The sequence below is a fragment of the Streptomyces lavendofoliae genome, from assembly GCF_014649735.1.
Taxonomy (GTDB): domain Bacteria; phylum Actinomycetota; class Actinomycetes; order Streptomycetales; family Streptomycetaceae; genus Streptomyces; species Streptomyces lavendofoliae.
On record NZ_BMTP01000013.1, the window covers coordinates 25062 to 41070 of the forward strand.

The following is a 16009-nucleotide window of genomic DNA, read 5'->3' on the forward strand; positions in this document are numbered from 1 at the left end:
TCAGTTCTCGGACTGGGCGGCGGCGACCGCCTTGGTCGCACGGCGCCGGCGGGGCTTGGTCTCGGCGACCGGCTCGGTGGCCGTCTCGGTCGCTTCGACGGCCGGTTCGGCGGCCTTGCGGGTGCGGGTCCGGCGGGGCTTGGTCTCGGCGACCGGCTCGGTGGCCGTGGCGCCGGCCTCGACGGTCTCCGCGACCGGCTCGGCGGCCTTGCGGGTGCGCGTCCGGCGGGGCTTGGCTTCGGCGACCGGCTCGGTGGCCGTCTCGGTCGCTTCGACGGTCTCCGCGACCGGCTCGGCGGCCTTGCGGGTGCGCGTCCGGCGGGGCTTGGTCTCGGCGACCGGCTCGGTGGCCGTCTCGGTCGCTTCGACGGCCGGTTCGGCGGCCTTGCGGGTGCGGGTCCGGCGGGGCTTGGCTTCGGCGACCGGCTCGGTGGCCGTGGCGCCGGCCTCGACGGTCTCCGCGACCGGTTCGGCGGCCTTGCGGGTGCGGGTCCGGCGGGGCTTGGCTTCGGCGACCGGCTCGGTGGCCGTGGCGCCGGCCTCGACGGTCTCCGCGACCGGCTCGGCGGCCTTGCGGGTGCGGGTCCGGCGGGGCTTGGCGGGCTCCTCCTCCGCGACCGGCTCGGCGGGCGTCACCGGCGCGGTGGCCACGGCCTCCGTCACCGCCGGGGCGCCCGCGCGGGTCCTGGTCCGGCGCCGGCGCGGGGTACGGGGCTCCGGGGCCTCGTCCGCCACCGGGGTCGCCGTCCCGGTGGTCGTCGCCACCGCGTCCTCGGCCCCGAGGGCGGCACCGCCCCGCGTACGACGGCGCTGACGCGGCGTACGCGTCCGCTCCGGGCGCTCCTCCGAACGCTCCGAACGCTCCGCGCGCTCCGGGCGGTCGGAGCGCCGGCCGCCGCGCGCACCGCGGCCACCCGTCTCGCCGAGGTCCTCGACCTCTTCCGCGTCCAGACCGGCACGGGTCCGCTCGGCACGCGGCAGGACGCCCTTCGTACCTTCCGGGATGTCCATGTCCGCGTAGAGGTGCGGGGAGGTCGAGTACGTCTCGACCGGGTCGTTGAAGTCCAGGCCCAGCGCCTTGTTGATCAGCTGCCAGCGCGGGATGTCGTCCCAGTCGACCAGCGTGACGGCGATGCCCTTCTTGCCCGCGCGGCCGGTACGGCCCACACGGTGGAGGAAGGTCTTCTCGTCCTCGGGCGACTGGTAATTGATCACGTGCGTCACGCCCTCGACGTCGATGCCGCGAGCGGCGACGTCGGTGCAGACGAGGACGTCGACCTTGCCGTTGCGGAACGCGCGCAGCGCCTGCTCGCGGGCGCCCTGGCCGAGGTCGCCGTGGACCGCGCCGGAGGCGAAGCCGCGCCGCTCGAGCTGCTCGGCGATGTCGGCCGCCGTCCGCTTCGTACGGCAGAAGATCATGGCGAGCCCCCGGCCGTTGGCCTGGAGGATGCGCGAGACCATCTCGGGCTTGTCCATGGAGTGCGCGCGGTACACGTACTGCGCGATGTTCGCCACGGTCTTGCCCTCGTCGTCCGGCGCGGTGGCGCGGATATGCGTGGGCTGCGACATGTAGCGGCGGGCCAGGCCGATGACCGCGCCCGGCATGGTCGCCGAGAACAGCATGGTCTGGCGCTTCGCCGGGAGCATGTTGATGATCTTCTCGACGTCGGGCAGGAAGCCCAGGTCGAGCATCTCGTCGGCCTCGTCGAGGACGAGGGCCTTGATCTTCGACAGGTCCAGCTTGCGCTGGCCGGCCAGGTCGAGGAGGCGGCCCGGGGTGCCGACGATCACGTCGACGCCCTTCTTCAGGGCCTCGACCTGAGGCTCGTACGCCCGGCCGCCGTAGATCGCGAGGACACGGACGTTGCGCACCTTGCCGGCGGTGAGCAGGTCGTTGGTGACCTGGGTGCACAGCTCCCGGGTCGGGACGACCACCAGCGCCTGCGGCGCGTCGGTCAGCTGCCCGGGCGTGGCCCGGCCGGCCTCGACGTCCGCGGGGACGGTGACGCGCTCCAGCAGCGGCAGACCGAAGCCGAGGGTCTTGCCCGTGCCGGTCTTGGCCTGGCCGATGACGTCGGTGCCGGAAAGGGCGACCGGGAGCGTCATCTCCTGGATGGGGAAGGGGGACGTGATGCCGACGGCTTCGAGGGCCTCGGCCGTCTCGGGAAGGATTCCGAGCTCTCGGAAAGTCGTAGTCAGGGTGCTGCCTCTTCTGTGAGACGCGGCATGAGGCGAACGATGGGGGTCTTACCGTGCCGGTGACCGCGGGCCGCAGTCCGGCAAGTACACAGCCGGGTGGCACGGGACCACTGCCGTCGCTCGAGCGTCATACCGCTGAGGGGCCCCTCATGTGCGGCTCATGCGCACGGAGGGCTGTCGGGTCGGAGCCGATCGGGCCACCGACCGGGCATCCTCATTCATGAGATGGCCCACCGAGTACGGACGAACATGACTGCATACTCAGCAGGCGCATTACCACTGTACCCCGGATCCGTGCAGGCGTGTTGGGCCAATTCATAAGGAGGGGGAGGTCACACTGGATGACCAGGGCCTTCGGCCCTGCGGCGGGCGGGCTATTGTGCGCTCCATGGAGACGCCTGACAACGCCGCTGCTTCCACCGCCGCCGAAGAACCGACCGGAATCGCCGCCCAGGACTGGGCCGGTGCCTCCGCCGAGCCCCAGTACCGTGCCGCCGTCGTGGACCTGCTCGGCGCGCTCGCCTACGGGGAGCTGGCGGCCTTCGAGCGGCTGGCCGAGGACGCGAAGCTGGCGCCGACGCTCGCCGACAAGGCGGAGCTGGCGAAGATGGCGTCGGCCGAGTTCCACCACTTCGAGCGGCTGCGGGACCGGCTGGCGGCGATCGACGCCGAGCCGACGGCCGCGATGGAGCCCTTCGCCAAGGCACTGGACGACTTCCACCGCCAGACCGCGCCGTCCGACTGGCTGGAGGGCCTGGTCAAGGCGTACGTGGGCGACTCGATCGCCAGCGACTTCTACCGGGAGGTCGCCGTCCGGCTGGACTCCGACACCCGCGCGCTGGTGCTGGCGGTGCTGGACGACACCGGCCACGGCAACTTCGCCGTCGAGAAGGTGCGCGCCGCCATCGAGGCCGATCCGCGGGTCGGCGGCCGGCTCGCGCTGTGGGCGCGCCGGCTGATGGGCGAGGCCCTGTCGCAGGCCCAGCGGGTGGTGGCCGAGCGGGACGCGCTGTCGACGATGCTCGTGGGCGGCGTCGCGGACGGGTTCGACCTGGCGGCGGTGGGCGAGATGTTCTCCCGGATCACGAAGGCGCACACCAAGCGCATGGCCGCGCTGGGGCTGGCCGCCTGACGGGGCGCCACCCCGTGGCCCCCGCCCCAAGGCCCTCCCGGGCGCCCGTCCGGGCACGGCACCGTGGGGTGCCGCTCCGTGGGGCGTCAGGTTTGGGTGGCCGCGGAGCGGCGCAGGCGGCCGGCCGGGCGCAGGAGCAGCGAGAGCACGACCGCCGCGACCGCGACCGCGCCCAGCACGGTGCCCAGCGCGTGGCCCGGGCCGAGCGCCGCGTGGGTGATCAGCGCGCCGAAGAGCGAGCCGAGCACGCCCGCGCCGAGGACCACTCGGCGTGACGGGAGCCGGCCGCCGAACCGGTGGGCGGCTGTCCAGGACAGTGCGAATCCCAGCACGACGGCGCCGACAGCTTCCCAGAACACGCAGATCACCTCGCGGACGGCGGGACGGGCAAAACGGTCACAGGCCGTACTACCCGATGCGGGTGAAACGCAATCCTTCTCGTGAGACACGGGAAAGGCCCGGCGGGTGAACCCGCCGGGCCTTTCCTCTTACTTCCGTACTGCTCAGATCGCTCCGAAGCCCACCCGCGGCTTCGCCGGCTCGCCGATCTCCACGTAGGCGATGCGGTCGGTCGGCACCAGGACCTTGCGGCCCTTGTCATCCGTCAGGCTGAGCAGCTGCGTCTTGCCGGCCAGCGCGTCGGACACCGCGCGCTCCACCTCCTCGGCGGACAGACCGCTCTCCAGAACGATCTCCCGGGGCGCGTGCTGCACGCCGATCTTGACCTCCACGGCTATGTCCCTCCGAACGGTCAGCGTTGCGCGGTCAGCCGCGCCGTACGCTGCACACATTAGCCCGGAGAGACGACACCGATCATCAGTGGGATTCGGAGCCGTGCAGCGGGAACCCCGCGATGCCCCGCCAGGCCAGCGACGTCAGCAGCTGGACCGCCTTGTCGCGCGGGATCGGCGACGCGCTGGACAGCCAGTACCGCGCCACGACCTGGGACACACCGCCCAGGCCGACGGCGAGCAGCATCGACTCGTCCTTGGACAGGCCCGTGTCCTCGGCGATGACGTCCGAGATCGCCTCCGCGCACTGCAGCGAGACCCGCTCGACGCGCTCGCGCACCGCCGGCTCGTTGGTCAGGTCCGACTCGAAGACGAGGCGGAAGGCGCCGCCCTCGTCCTCCACGTACGCGAAGTAGGCGTCCATGGTGGCCGCCACGCGCAGCTTGTTGTCGGTCGTGGAGGCGAGCGCGGTCCGCACGGCCTGGAGCAGCGACTCGCAGTGCTGGTCCAGCAGTGCCAGGTAGAGGTCCAGCTTCCCGGGGAAGTGCTGGTACAGCACGGGCTTGCTGACGCCCGCGCGCTCCGCGATGTCGTCCATCGCGGCCGCGTGGTACCCCTGTGCGACAAACACTTCCTGGGCGGCGCCCAGGAGCTGGTTGCGTCGGGCTCGGCGCGGCAGGCGCGTGCCCCGCGGGCGCGCCGCCTCTGTCTGCTCGATGGCTGTCACGCCGCCTCCCAAAATCGAATGTTGCGCGCTCTGCGCCGCGCCCGCCATCGTACTTTTGGGTAACCCGGCTGTGCGCGGTGCGAGCGCAGAATTTCACGTACCGGACGACCGGGGTAGCCGGAGATTCAACGTTAAACCGACCAAATCACCGGTAGTCGTCCTCGTCCAGCGTCACCACACGCGTCTGTTCGGCCGCGTCGGCCTCGTTCGCGACGGCCGGATCGACCCGGGTCAGCGGCTCGTCGGTGCGCTCCTGCAGGTCCCGGTGCTGTTCGGCGGCGTCGGCCTCGGGCGTCTCCTCGCCCAGCGGGACGCTCGCCCCGCCGTTCTCGTCGGGTTCGAAGGTCTCCGGGTCGGTCGGGTCGACGGTCATGGGCTCCCTTTCACTGGGCGGATCCACATCGGCGTGCGGGGGCCTGGGCGACATGCCCTCAGGTACGAGCCTAGGAGGTACCCCCCTCCGGCGCTATGCGATCTGTGACGGCGAACACATCGGAGGGTGCGTGATCGTCTCGTAACATTGGCGCATGTCTTCGACCGAGCTGCCGGAAGCCGTCGCCGCCACCGCGGCGGGGCCGCGGGTGAGCGCCGTACGGGTCGCGGAGGGGGAGCGGCTGCGCTCCGTGACGCTGCCCGGACTGACGCTGAACGTGCGCCACCGGCCGTCGGAGCGCACCGGACTGCCGCCCGCGCTCTACGTGCACGGGCTGGGCGGTTCCTCCCAGAACTGGTCGGCCCTGATGCCGCTCCTCGAGGACGTGGTGGACGGCGAGGCGGTCGACCTCCCCGGCTTCGGCGACTCCCCGCCGCCCGACGACGGCGACTACTCCCTGACCGCGCACGCACGCGCGGTCATCCGGCTGCTGGACGCCGGTGAGCGGGGGCCCGTCCACCTGATCGGGAACTCGCTGGGCGGGGCCGTCGCGACCCGCGTCGCCGCGGTCCGGCCCGACCTGGTCCGCACGCTGACGCTGATATCGCCCGCGCTGCCGGAGCTGCGGGCCCAGCGGGGCGCCTGGCCGACGGCGCTGCTCGCACTGCCCGGCGTCGCGTCCCTGTTCACCCGCCTCACCCGGGACTGGACGGCGGAGCAGCGGGTACGCGGGGTACTCGGCCTCTGTTACGGCGACCCCGGCCGGGTGACCGACGAGGGCCTGCGCAACGCCGTGGAGGAGATGGAGCGCCGCCTGAGCCTGCCGTACTTCTGGGACGCCATGGCCCGCTCGGCGCGCGGCATCGTCGACGCCTACACCCTGGGCGGTCAGCACGGGCTGTGGCGGCAGGCCGAGCGGGTGCTCGCGCCCACGCTCCTGGTGTACGGGGGCCGGGACCGGCTCATCTCGTTCCGTATGGCACGCAAGGCGGCGGCCACGTTCCGCGACTCGCGGTTGCTGACGCTTCCGGACGCCGGGCATGTCGCGATGATGGAGTACCCGGAGACGGTCGCCCAGGCCGTACGGGAGCTGATCGGCGACGGCCGGGGCGGCGACGACCGCCCCGACGGCGCCGCCGGCATCGACGACAACGACGGGAGCTGATCCGGGGCGTGGGACGACACAGCCGCAAAGGCCCCGCACCTCAGGGCTCCGAACAGGCCGCGCAGCCCACCGCCGCGGTGCGCGAAGGGGCGCGTCCCGGCACCGGGCGCCGGCGCAGGACCGCCGCGGCGCCCCCGGAACCGTACCCCTCCCACCACCGTCACCCCGGCCCGCCGCCCCAGGCCGGGGCGCAGCAGCACGTGCGCGGCGGCCACCCCGAGCAGCCCGAGCCGGGCGCCGGCCGGGGCGAGCCCGGCCGCTACGGCGACTGGCGCGGCGTACCGGGCGCGCCGGGCCGGCAGGCGGCTCCATCGGCGCAGGCGGGCCCGTCCGGTCAGGGCCCGTCCGCTCAGGCCCCGACGGGCCCGCGTCCATCGGGCCGAGGCCCTTCGGGTCAGGGGTCTCCGGGGCAGGGGTCTCCCGGTCAGGGTGCTCCAAAGCGGGGACCGTCCGGTCAGGGCCCGTCCGCCGGCCGGGGTGCCGCGGGTCCCTCCGGCCCTGACGGGCGCTTCCGCGGTCCGGCCACCGGTGTGGGCGCCGGCGCCCGGATACCCGGCCCACGGCGTGAGTTCGTCGAGGCGTTCGACGGCGCCTCGCGCGGAACGCCGCCCGGCGGGCCCGAGCAGGCCGCGCTCGACGGGGACGACCCCAAGGGCCGCACGGACGCGGCCGGCAGGGGGCGCACGATCACCGGCATCGCGGCGGCGGCCGTCACCACCGTCCTCGCCGTGGTCGTGGCCGGTCAGGTCGCCGGTGCGGGGCCGGACGGCTCCGTCGCCCGCCCGCAGGAGGGGGCCGCCGACCGCGCCCAGGCCGAGGGCGGCGCCCGCTTCGACCGGTCCGCCCGGTCCGACGAGCGCGCCGCGCCGCCGCCGGCCGCACGCCGGGCCGCCCCGGTGACGTACGAGCAGCTGATGGCGAAGCCCTTCCCGCTCGACCCGAGGTTCAAGGGACCGGGCGAGTTCGCGGCCGTGCCGGGCACGGACCGCGCGCCCGGCAAGGGGCGCAAGGTGCGCTACCGGATCGACGTCGAGAAGGGGCTCGGGCTGGACGCCGGGCTGTTCGCGCGCGCGGTCCAGCAGACGCTGAACGACGACCGCAGCTGGGCGCACGGCGGCGCCATGACCTTCGAGCGCGTCTCCAGCGGCGAGGCCGAGTTCGTGGTCACGCTGGCGAGCCCGGTGACCACCGGGGTCTGGTGCGCCAAGTCGGGGCTGGACACCACGGTGGACAACGTCTCGTGCGACTCCGCCGCCACCGAGCGCGTGATGATCAACGCCTACCGCTGGGCGCAGGGCTCGGCGACGTACGGCGTCAAGGCCATGCACGCCTACCGGCAGATGCTGATCAACCACGAGGTCGGGCACCGGCTCGGGCACAACCACGTGAACTGCCGGACTCCCGGCGCCCTGGCGCCGGTGATGCAGCAGCAGACCAAGTCCCTGGAGGTCGAGGGCATCAAGTGCCGCCCCAACCCCTGGGTCTTCCCGAACGGCTGACCGGAGAACCCGCCGGTAGCGCGTCGAAACGCGACGGGTGCCGGAAAGTTACGAGCATTCACCCCTTCCGGTGGCGCAACGGACAACCGTCCGTCGCGCCACCGGCATATCCGCTTACGTTCTTCCCGCTGTGAGCCGCCGGACCAACGGTGGCCGCGCACAAGGGAGATCGGGGTGTACTCGTGCGGATCGGACTGCTCACCGACGGTGGCTACCCGTATGCGACGGGTGAGTCCAGGGTCTGGTGCGACCGGCTGGTGCGCGGGCTCGCGCGGCACGACTTCGACGTCTACGCCCTGAGCCGCAGCGCCCGTCAGGAGGACGCCGGCTGGGTCCCGCTCCCGCCCCAGGTGCGGCGCGTGCGGACGGCGCCGCTCTGGGGATCGCGGGACGACTGGCCGGACGGGTACGGCGGGCGCGGGGGCCGCGCGTACGGCCGGCGGGAGCGCCGGCGGTTCACCACCTGCTTCGGGGAGCTGGTCGCCGCGGTCTGCGGAGCGCCGGACGCGGGAGCCGCTTCCGGCTCGGTCGCCGGGGCCGGCTTCGCGGACGGGCTGTACGGGCTCGCGGACCTCGCCCGTGAGTACGGCGGCCTGGCCGCCGCCCTCCGGTCGGAAACCGCCGTCCGCGTGCTGGAATCCGCCTGTCGCGCCGGGGGCGCGCGCCGGGGCGTGCACGGCGCCACCCTCACCGATCACCTCGCCTTCGCCGACCGGGTGGAGCGCGCCCTGCGCCCGCTGTCCGCCGACTGGTACGGCGAGGACGGCCTCGGTGCGGTCGACCTGTGCCACGCGGCGTCCGGGGGGACCGCGGCCCTTGCCGGACTGTTGGCCAAACGCTTCTTCGGCGTCCCGCTGCTGGTCACCGAGTACGGCGTACACCTGCGCACGCACTACCTCACGGTCGCCGGCGCGCCGTTGAGCGCGCCGGTGCGCACCCTGCTCGCCGCCTTCCACGGAGGTCTGGCCACCGAGGTGTACCGGCGGGCCGACCTCATCACGCCGGGCAACACCCACGCCCGCCGCTGGCAGGAGAAGTGCGGTGCGGAGCGGGCCAGGCTGCGGACCGTCTACCCGGGCATGGCGGCCGACCGCTTCGCGGCCGTGGGGGAGAGCGGCGACGGCGGCGACCCCCGCACCCTGGTGTGGGTGGGCCGCGTGGAGCCCGCGAAGGACCTGATCGGCCTGCTGCACGCCTTCGCCGAGGTGCGGAAGGAGGAGCCGGAGGCCCGGCTCAGGATCGTCGCCGCGCCGGTCCGCGACGCCGACTCCGCGACCTACCGCACGCACTGCGAGGCCCTGGCCGCCCAGCTCTTCCCCGACGAGGCCGCCGACGCCCACGCCGTGGGCGACAATCCCGTCTCCTTCGAGGACCTCGGGGGTCCGTACGCGCCCGACGTCACCGACGCGTACGCCGGGGCCGGCGTGGTCGTCCTGTCCAGCGTGGTCGAGGGCTTCCCGGTGGGCCTGGTCGAGGCCATGCTGTGCGGGCGGGCCACCGTGTCGACGGACGTCGGCGCGGTCGTCGAGGTCATCGGGGGTACGGGACTGGTCGTGCCCCCGCGCAATCCTCGGGCGCTCGCCGACGCGTGCCTGGCCCTGTTGCGCGACCCGGCGCGGCGGGAACGGCTGGGCGCCGCCGCGCGCGCCCGCGCACTCGAACTGTTCACGGCCGAGCAGAACGTCGCGGCCTTCCGCGGCATCTACCTGGAACTCATCTCCCGCGCGCCCGTCCACCGCGACGCGGACGCCGTCGGTGCGGACGGCGAGCCCCTGCCGTTCGCCCACCCCGCCGAGGCGTACGTGCCCGGTCACTGGGCGGGGCGAGGGTCGGCGGGCGCCGCCACGCCCGCGTGGGCAGCCCCCGAGGAGGCCGCCGCGCCGCCACCGGCCCCGGCGGGTGCCGAGGCGCGGGGCGCGCGGACGCAGGCCCCGGAGACGCGGACCCCGGTGGGCGCGCCCGACCCGGTGGGCGCCCAGGGCCCGGTGGGGACGGAGGAACCGGTGGGCACCCGGGGTTCGGTGGCCGGCGGGCACGGGCCGGGCGGCGCGCCCGGGCTGGTCGTCGCCTCGCTGCCGGTCGCGGCCTCGTTCCCGGTCGCGGGGAGGGCGGACGGCCATGTCTGACGCAGGGACAGCCGCGCCGGGCGGCCACGCGAGAGGCTTCCGCCCGGCCCACGAGACCGCGCAGGACAGCCGCGCCGAGGCCCTCCTGTCCGGACCCGCGCTCGGGGCGGCCGATGTCCGGGGTGCCGCCGGCGGCACGGCGGGCGACCGGACCACCGGCGACCGGACGGCGGGGCGCGGCGAGCGCCTCGTGGGGCACGCCCGCGCGGCCGTCGCCCGGCACGGCTCCGCCGACCCGGTGAAGGCGCTGCTGCACCGGCACCGGGAGCTGTGCGAGCGGGCCGTCGACCCCCTGGAGATCGCCGCCGGGCTGGAGGCCCACGGCGTGACCGACCGGACCGCCGCCCGCTTCCGGCACCGGGACGTGTTCTCGCTCGCCGAGGAGCTGTACGCGCGCGTGCCGCGCGGTGACGACGTCCCCCGGGACGGTGCCACCGCCCCGGCACCCGGCACGGCCGCCCCGTGGAGCGCCAGGGCGGTCCTCCTGGCCCTGCTGCCCGGCGCGCTGGGCCTGCTCACCGTCGCCGGCCTGGCCGCGACGGACGGGCCGCCGCGGGCGGTGGTCGGCGCGGCCGGCGCCCTCGGGCTCGTCGTCGCCCTCGCCGCGGGTGCCGCCGCACCCGGTGCGCGCGCCTGGACCGGGTTCCTGCTGGGCTACGCCCTGGCCGGCGACGGGCTCCTCGACCGGCTCCAGGCCGGCGGCCCCGACGGACCCTGGCCGCTGGACGTCCCGCCGCTGCTCGGCCTCGCTCTGGCCGCCGCGCCCGCGGCCTGGTGCGCCCGGCTCTTCGCCGTGCGGGCCCGCCGCAGGCTCGCCACCAGCCGCGGCCTGTCCGACTTCTCCTCGGGTGCCCGGCCCCTGCTCCTCGGGGTCGTCGCCCTGTACACGGCCGCCCTGACCGGCCTGCTCGCGCTGGCGGGCGCCATCCTCGGCGGCGGTCCCCCCGGCGCGGGCGCCCTGGCGCTCGGCGTCCTCCTCCTGCTCACCCGGCTGCTCACCGCGCACGGCTTCGCCGGGGCCGCCGCGGCCGGCCTCTCCGCCGCGGGCGCCGCGCAGGCCCTCGCCCTGGCGTCCGTGCTCGCCGCCCGCCTGCCCGGCTGCGACCCGCTGGCCCGTCCCGTCGAGGCGGCCGTCGCCGCCGGGGGGACCGCGGCCGTCCCCACGCTCGTGTGCGGGGCCGCCGCACTCGCCCTGCTGGGGTACGCCACCGCCGTCCTCGGCCGGGCGTCCGCCCACGCGGGCACCTCCGCGCCCTGAGGCGACGGCGGTACCCGCGTACACCCCTCTCATCAGCACCCACCCTCAAGGAGAAAACAGACATGACCCCCCAGATCCCCGCAACGGCCACTCGGCGCGAAGGGGGCGCGCGATGAGGGTGCTGCTGCTCGGTGCCAATGGATTCATCGGCCGCTTCGTCGCCGACCGGCTGCTCGCCGACCCGGCCGTCCACCTCACCGCCCTCGGGCGCGGCGACGACGCCGACGTGCGCTTCGACCTCGCGGGCGGCAGCCCCGGCGCGCTCACCCGCTTCCTGGACGCGGTCCACCCCGGTGTCGTGATCAACTGCGCCGGGACCACCCGGGGCGGTGCCCGCGAGCTGACGCGGCACAACACCGTCGCCGTCGCCACCGTCTGCGAGGCCCTGCGCCGCAGCGGCTGCGGGGCGCGCATGGTCCAGGTCGGCTGCGCCTCGGAGTACGGGCCCTCGCAGCCCGGTTCGTCGACCGCCGAGGACGCGGTGCCGCGTCCCGGCGGGCCCTACGGCGTGTCGAAGCTGGCCGCCACCGAACTGGTCCTAGGCTCCGGTCTGGACGCGGTCGTGCTCCGGGTCTTCTCGCCGGTCGGCCCCGGCACCCCCGCCGGATCGCCGCTCGGCCGGCTCGCGGAGGCCATGCGGCGCGCCATGCAGAGCGGGGACGGCGAACTGAAGCTGGGCGGCCTCGGCGTGCAGCGCGACTTCGTCGACGTACGGGACGTGGCGCGGGCCGTGCACGCCGCCTCTCTGTCCGCCGCGCAGGGCGTCGTCAACATCGGCACCGGCCGCGCCGTACGGCTGCGCGACGCGGCGGCCGTCCTGGCCAGGGTCGCCGGGTACGCCGGATCCCTGCACGAGTTGGACGGGCCCGCCGGCAGGCCGGCCCTGTCGGCGGTCGGCGGCATGGCGTCCATCGGCGCCCAGCGCGGCGAGCACGCCCCGGACCACCTGGTGGCCGCGGCCCCGCACCCGTACCCCGACGGCTGCGGAAGCTGGCAGCAGGCCGACGTCCGCACCGCCCGCGACCGGCTCGGCTGGCGGCCCCGCATCAACCTGGAGGAGTCGCTCGCGGACATCTGGATGGAGGCGGCGTGCCGCATCTGACCCGTACCGGCACCGGGCTCTCCGCGACCGGCGCCGAGCGGCTCGGGTTCGGCGTCCCCGGCTACGCCCACCCCCTGCTGGCCCCCGTCGAGTGGGCGGAGCTGACCCGCCCCGGCACGCCCCTGCACTGGGCCGTCCTCAATGTGGCGGACGGCCCCGGAGCGCGGCCCGACCCGCACTGCCTGGAGGCGGCCGGGAAGCTCCGCAACGCGGGCGTGCGGGTCCTGGGCCACCTCGACCTGCGCCACGGGTCCCGTCCGTTCGGCGAGGTCGTCTCCGACGCGCACCGCTTCCTCGACTGGTACCGGGTGGACGGCTACCTGCTGGACCGCTGTCCCACGGACCGGGCGGACCTGGCCGCCGTGCGGCGCACGACGGCCACGCTGGAGGTGGTCCTGGAACACGCCGACGGCGGTCACCTGGTGCTGGGCCACGGCTCCCACCCGCACCCCGGCTACGCCGAGATCGCCGACCAGCTGGTGACGTTCTCCGGGCCCTGGGCGGACTACCGCTGGTCCCAGGTGGCGGAGTGGACCGCCGACCACCCGCCGGAGCGGTTCGTCCACCTCGTCCACGGGGTGCCGCGCACCCACCTGGACGAGGCCGTGCGGATCGCCCGCTGGCAGGGCGCCGGGACGATCTTCTTCACCGACCGCACGAACGGAACCGGGCAAACCAACCCATTCGCGGCCCTGCCCGGCTACTGGGACGAAATCGTCTCGCAGATCGGACCGGGTGTCTCGGAATGAGGAGCGCCGTGGCAGTGTTACGGAAGAACAACCGTACTGACTACCGACCAGCTGTATTGATGAGGTCTCCGTGTCGCTGCCACCCCTGGTCGAGCCGGCTGCCGAGCTCACCGTAGACGAGGTTCGCAGGTACTCCCGCCACCTGATCATCCCCGATGTCGGGATGGACGGGCAGAAGCGGCTCAAGAACGCCAAGGTGCTCTGTGTGGGCGCCGGTGGCCTCGGTTCGCCCGCGCTGATGTACCTCGCCGCGGCCGGCGTGGGCACGCTCGGCATCGTGGAGTTCGACGAGGTCGACGAGTCGAACCTGCAGCGCCAGATCATCCACAGCCAGTCCGACATCGGCCGCTCCAAGGCCGCGTCCGCGCGTGACAGCGTGCTCGGGATCAACCCGTACGTGAACGTGATCCTTCACGAGGAGCGGCTCGAGGCCGAGAACGTGATGGACATCTTCGCCCAGTACGACCTGATCGTCGACGGCACGGACAACTTCGCCACGCGCTACCTGGTCAACGACGCGTGCGTGCTGCTGAACAAGCCGTACGTATGGGGCTCGATCTACCGCTTCGACGGTCAGGCGTCCGTCTTCTGGTCCGAGCACGGCCCCTGCTACCGCTGCCTGTACCCGGAGCCCCCGCCGCCGGGCATGGTCCCCTCCTGCGCCGAGGGCGGCGTGCTGGGCGTGCTGTGCGCGTCCATCGGCTCCATCCAGGTCACCGAGGCGATCAAGGTCCTGGCCGGCGTGGGCGACCCGCTGGTCGGCCGCCTGATGATCTACGACGCCCTGGAGATGCAGTACCGCCAGGTCAAGGTCCGCAAGGACCCCGACTGCGCCGTCTGCGGCGAGAACCCGACCGTCACCGAACTCATCGACTACGAGGCCTTCTGCGGTGTCGTGTCGGAGGAGGCCCAGGAGGCGGCGCTCGGCTCGACGATCACTCCCAAGCAGCTCAAGGAGTGGATCGACGGGGGCGAGAACATCGACATCATCGACGTCCGCGAGCAGAACGAGTACGAGATCGTCTCGATCCCGGGCGCCCGGCTGATCCCGAAGAACGAGTTCCTGATGGGCGGCGCCCTCCAGGACCTCCCGCAGGACAAGAAGATCGTCCTGCATTGCAAGACGGGTGTCCGCAGTGCGGAAGTCCTCGCGGTGCTGAAGTCCGCGGGCTTCGCGGACGCGGTGCACGTCGGCGGCGGCGTCATCGGCTGGGTCAACCAGATCGAGCCGGAGAAGCCGGTCTACTAGGCCACGCTCGCGGCGAAGGGCCGGACCCGGCGCGGGTCCGGCCCTTCGCCGTCGTCCGTGTCCGGCGTACGGGCCGTCGTCCGGGACGGCCCGGCCATCGGGTGGGTCAGGAGCAGGTCGTGCCGTCCGCCGGAACCTTGCCGTCCAGCAGGTAGGCGTCGACCGTGTCCCGTACGCACGTGTTGTCGCCGGTGTACGCGCCGTGCCCCTCGCCCTCGAAGGTGAGGAGGACGCCCACGCCCTCCCCCAGCTCGTGTGCCATCTTCCTGGCGCCCTCGTACGGCGTGGCGGAGTCGCCCGTCGTGCCCACCACCAGGATCGGCCCCGCTCCCGGGGCGCTCGCCTCCGGTGTGGCGCTCTCGCCCTCGACCGGCCAGTCCGCGCACCAGCCGGCGGTGTCCCAGGCCATGAACTCGGCGAAGACCGGCGAGATCCGGCGGAACTCCGGCACCAGCGCCCTGGCCTCGGCAGCCGTCGGCCTGCTGCTGCTGTCGGCGCACGAGATGGCGCGCTGCGCGTGCGCCTGGGTGCCGTAGGTGCCGTCCTCACCCCGGTCGTTGTACATGTCGGCGAGCCGGAGCAGGGTGTCGCCCTTGCCGGCCTCCGCCTCCTGGAGCCCTTCGGTGAGGTAGGGCCACATCTGCTGCGAGTACAGGGTCTGGGCGATGCCGGTGAGCGCGAGGCTCTGGGTCAGTTCCCGGTCTCCGCCGGTGGGCAGCGGTGCGCGGTCGAGCCGCTTGAGCAGCGCGGTCACGCGCGCGTTGCCCGCCGCCGCGCCCTCGCCGGTGGACGCGAAGTAGTTGTTCAGGGCCCGCTGGAAGCCGGTCGCCTGGTGGCGGGCGTGGCCGGTCGCGTCCGCGGTCGGGTCGACCACCGCGTCCAGGACGGTCCGCCCGACGTTGCGCGGGAACAGGTGGGCGTAGGTCCCGCCCAGCTGGGTGCCGTAGGAGAAGCCCATGTAGTGGAGCTTCCTGTCGCCCAGTACGTGCCGGACGAGGTCCAGGTCCCTGGCGGTGTTGCTCGTGGTGACGTGACGGATGACCTTGCCGGACCGCTCGGCGCACCCGGCGCCGAAGTCGGCGCCGTCCTTCAGGAAGGCGGCCTCCTCTGCGGGTGTGTCGGGGGTGAGGTCGATCCGGGCCAGGGCGGCGGCCTGCTCCTCGCTGTCGCGGCACACCACCCCGGAGCTCCCGCCCACACCGCGCGGGTCGAAACCGACGAGGTCGTACCGGGCGCCCAGCTTCTCGAACCCCTGGGCCGCCCGCGGCATGGCGCTCACCCCGGAGGCGCCCGGACCGCCGAAGTTGAACAGCAGGGAGCCGATCCGGCGGTCCTTGTCGCGGGCCTCCTTGCGGATCAGTGCCACGGACAGGGTGTCGCCGTCCGGCTTCGTGTAGTCGAGCGGGACCCGCACGCTCGCACAGCGCCACTCGGGGCCGGGCTTCTCCCCGCCGTCGGGGGCCTCGCACGCGCTCCACCGGGGTTCCTGGCCGGTGAGCGCGGCGGGCAGGGAGGCCATCGCGCCCTCGGACCTGCCGCCGGTGCCGCTGCCCGTCGCCCCGCCCGTACCGCCGCCGGTGTCCGCGCCACCGCCGCTGTCGCAGCCGGCGGCCAGCGAGACCACCAGCGCCGCCGCGACCGCCGCGCCCCCGGCCCGTACCCGCATGGACATGTGTCCCCCCAACTCCTGTACCGAACA

Annotated in this window: 14 protein-coding genes; 8 read left to right on the forward strand and 6 right to left on the reverse strand. The window is 74.3% G+C overall.

Features of this window, described 5'->3' with window-relative positions; genetic code table 11:
• Positions 1–2106: a DEAD/DEAH box helicase gene (locus tag IE109_RS23275; protein WP_229891470.1), complete on the reverse strand. Its 2106-nt coding sequence runs from the start codon at positions 2104–2106 to the stop codon at positions 1–3.
• Positions 2107–2587: 481 nt separating this feature from the next.
• Here IE109_RS23275 and IE109_RS23280 point away from each other — a divergent pair, with 481 nt between their 5' ends.
• Positions 2588–3331 (forward strand): ferritin-like fold-containing protein, encoded by a 744-nt coding sequence (locus IE109_RS23280; RefSeq protein ID WP_189552986.1) that lies wholly within the window; start codon positions 2588–2590, stop codon positions 3329–3331.
• 86 nt (positions 3332–3417) lie between these two features.
• Here IE109_RS23280 and IE109_RS23285 read toward each other — a convergent pair whose 3' ends face one another.
• The 4 genes from IE109_RS23285 to IE109_RS23300 all read right to left on the reverse strand — a co-directional run bounded on the left by IE109_RS23285 (position 3418) and on the right by IE109_RS23300 (position 5162).
• A complete protein-coding gene (locus IE109_RS23285; RefSeq protein ID WP_189552987.1) occupies positions 3418–3690 on the reverse strand; it encodes a hypothetical protein in 273 nt (90 codons plus the stop codon).
• A 144-nt stretch (positions 3691–3834) separates the two neighbouring features.
• The gene (locus tag IE109_RS23290) at positions 3835–4062 is read right to left on the reverse strand and encodes a DUF3107 domain-containing protein (protein ID WP_189552988.1); all 228 of its coding nucleotides are present in this window, start codon (positions 4060–4062) and stop codon (positions 3835–3837) included.
• Between the two features lie 85 nt (positions 4063–4147).
• Positions 4148–4789: a TetR/AcrR family transcriptional regulator gene (locus tag IE109_RS23295; protein WP_189552989.1), complete on the reverse strand. Its 642-nt coding sequence runs from the start codon at positions 4787–4789 to the stop codon at positions 4148–4150.
• Between the two features lie 145 nt (positions 4790–4934).
• A complete protein-coding gene (locus tag IE109_RS23300) occupies positions 4935–5162 on the reverse strand; it encodes an Rv3202a family protein (protein ID WP_189552990.1) in 228 nt (75 codons plus the stop codon).
• A gap of 154 nt (positions 5163–5316) precedes the next feature.
• On the opposite strand from IE109_RS23300, the gene IE109_RS23305 reads away from it, so the two are divergent.
• From IE109_RS23305 to moeZ, 7 genes are all read left to right on the forward strand, one after another.
• Positions 5317–6327, forward strand: a complete 1011-nt coding sequence (locus IE109_RS23305; protein WP_189552991.1) for an alpha/beta fold hydrolase — start codon at positions 5317–5319, stop codon at positions 6325–6327.
• Between the two features lie 8 nt (positions 6328–6335).
• Positions 6336–7826, forward strand: coding sequence for a DUF3152 domain-containing protein (locus IE109_RS23310; RefSeq protein WP_189552992.1), 1491 nt, complete (start codon positions 6336–6338; stop codon positions 7824–7826).
• A 182-nt stretch (positions 7827–8008) separates the two neighbouring features.
• The gene (locus tag IE109_RS23315; RefSeq protein WP_189552993.1) at positions 8009–9952 is read left to right on the forward strand and encodes a DUF3492 domain-containing protein; all 1944 of its coding nucleotides are present in this window, start codon (positions 8009–8011) and stop codon (positions 9950–9952) included.
• Entirely contained in the window at positions 9945–11210 is a 1266-nt protein-coding gene (locus tag IE109_RS23320; RefSeq protein WP_229891472.1) for a hypothetical protein, read from the forward strand. Before IE109_RS23315 ends, IE109_RS23320 begins: the two co-directional genes overlap by 8 nt.
• A gap of 112 nt (positions 11211–11322) precedes the next feature.
• Positions 11323–12312, forward strand: coding sequence for an SDR family oxidoreductase (locus IE109_RS23325; RefSeq protein WP_189552994.1), 990 nt, complete (start codon positions 11323–11325; stop codon positions 12310–12312).
• Complete coding sequence (locus IE109_RS23330) at positions 12300–13061, forward strand: spherulation-specific family 4 protein (RefSeq protein ID WP_189552995.1); 762 nt, start codon at positions 12300–12302, stop codon at positions 13059–13061. The genes IE109_RS23325 and IE109_RS23330 overlap by 13 nt, the downstream gene beginning before the upstream one ends.
• A 70-nt stretch (positions 13062–13131) precedes the next feature.
• Positions 13132–14310 carry an adenylyltransferase/sulfurtransferase MoeZ gene (moeZ, locus tag IE109_RS23335; protein ID WP_189552996.1) on the forward strand — a complete coding sequence of 393 codons (1179 nt, stop codon included), beginning with the start codon at positions 13132–13134 and terminating at the stop codon, positions 14308–14310.
• A gap of 106 nt (positions 14311–14416) precedes the next feature.
• Here moeZ and IE109_RS23340 read toward each other — a convergent pair whose 3' ends face one another.
• Entirely contained in the window at positions 14417–15982 is a 1566-nt protein-coding gene (locus IE109_RS23340) for an alpha/beta hydrolase (RefSeq protein ID WP_189552997.1), read from the reverse strand.
• Positions 15983–16009 lie beyond the last annotated feature (27 nt).

Coding starts and splice junctions, on each gene's coding strand:
- IE109_RS23275 (WP_229891470.1), bottom strand. CDS start 2,106: ATGACGCTCCCGGTCGCCCTTTCCGGCACCGACGTCATCGGCCAGGCC.
- IE109_RS23280 (WP_189552986.1), top strand. CDS start 2,588: ATGGAGACGCCTGACAACGCCGCTGCTTCCACCGCCGCCGAAGAACCG.
- IE109_RS23300 (WP_189552990.1), bottom strand. CDS start 5,162: ATGACCGTCGACCCGACCGACCCGGAGACCTTCGAACCCGACGAGAAC.
- IE109_RS23305 (WP_189552991.1), top strand. CDS start 5,317: ATGTCTTCGACCGAGCTGCCGGAAGCCGTCGCCGCCACCGCGGCGGGG.
- IE109_RS23320 (WP_229891472.1), top strand. CDS start 9,945: ATGTCTGACGCAGGGACAGCCGCGCCGGGCGGCCACGCGAGAGGCTTC.
- IE109_RS23325 (WP_189552994.1), top strand. CDS start 11,323: ATGAGGGTGCTGCTGCTCGGTGCCAATGGATTCATCGGCCGCTTCGTC.
- IE109_RS23340 (WP_189552997.1), bottom strand. CDS start 15,982: ATGTCCATGCGGGTACGGGCCGGGGGCGCGGCGGTCGCGGCGGCGCTG.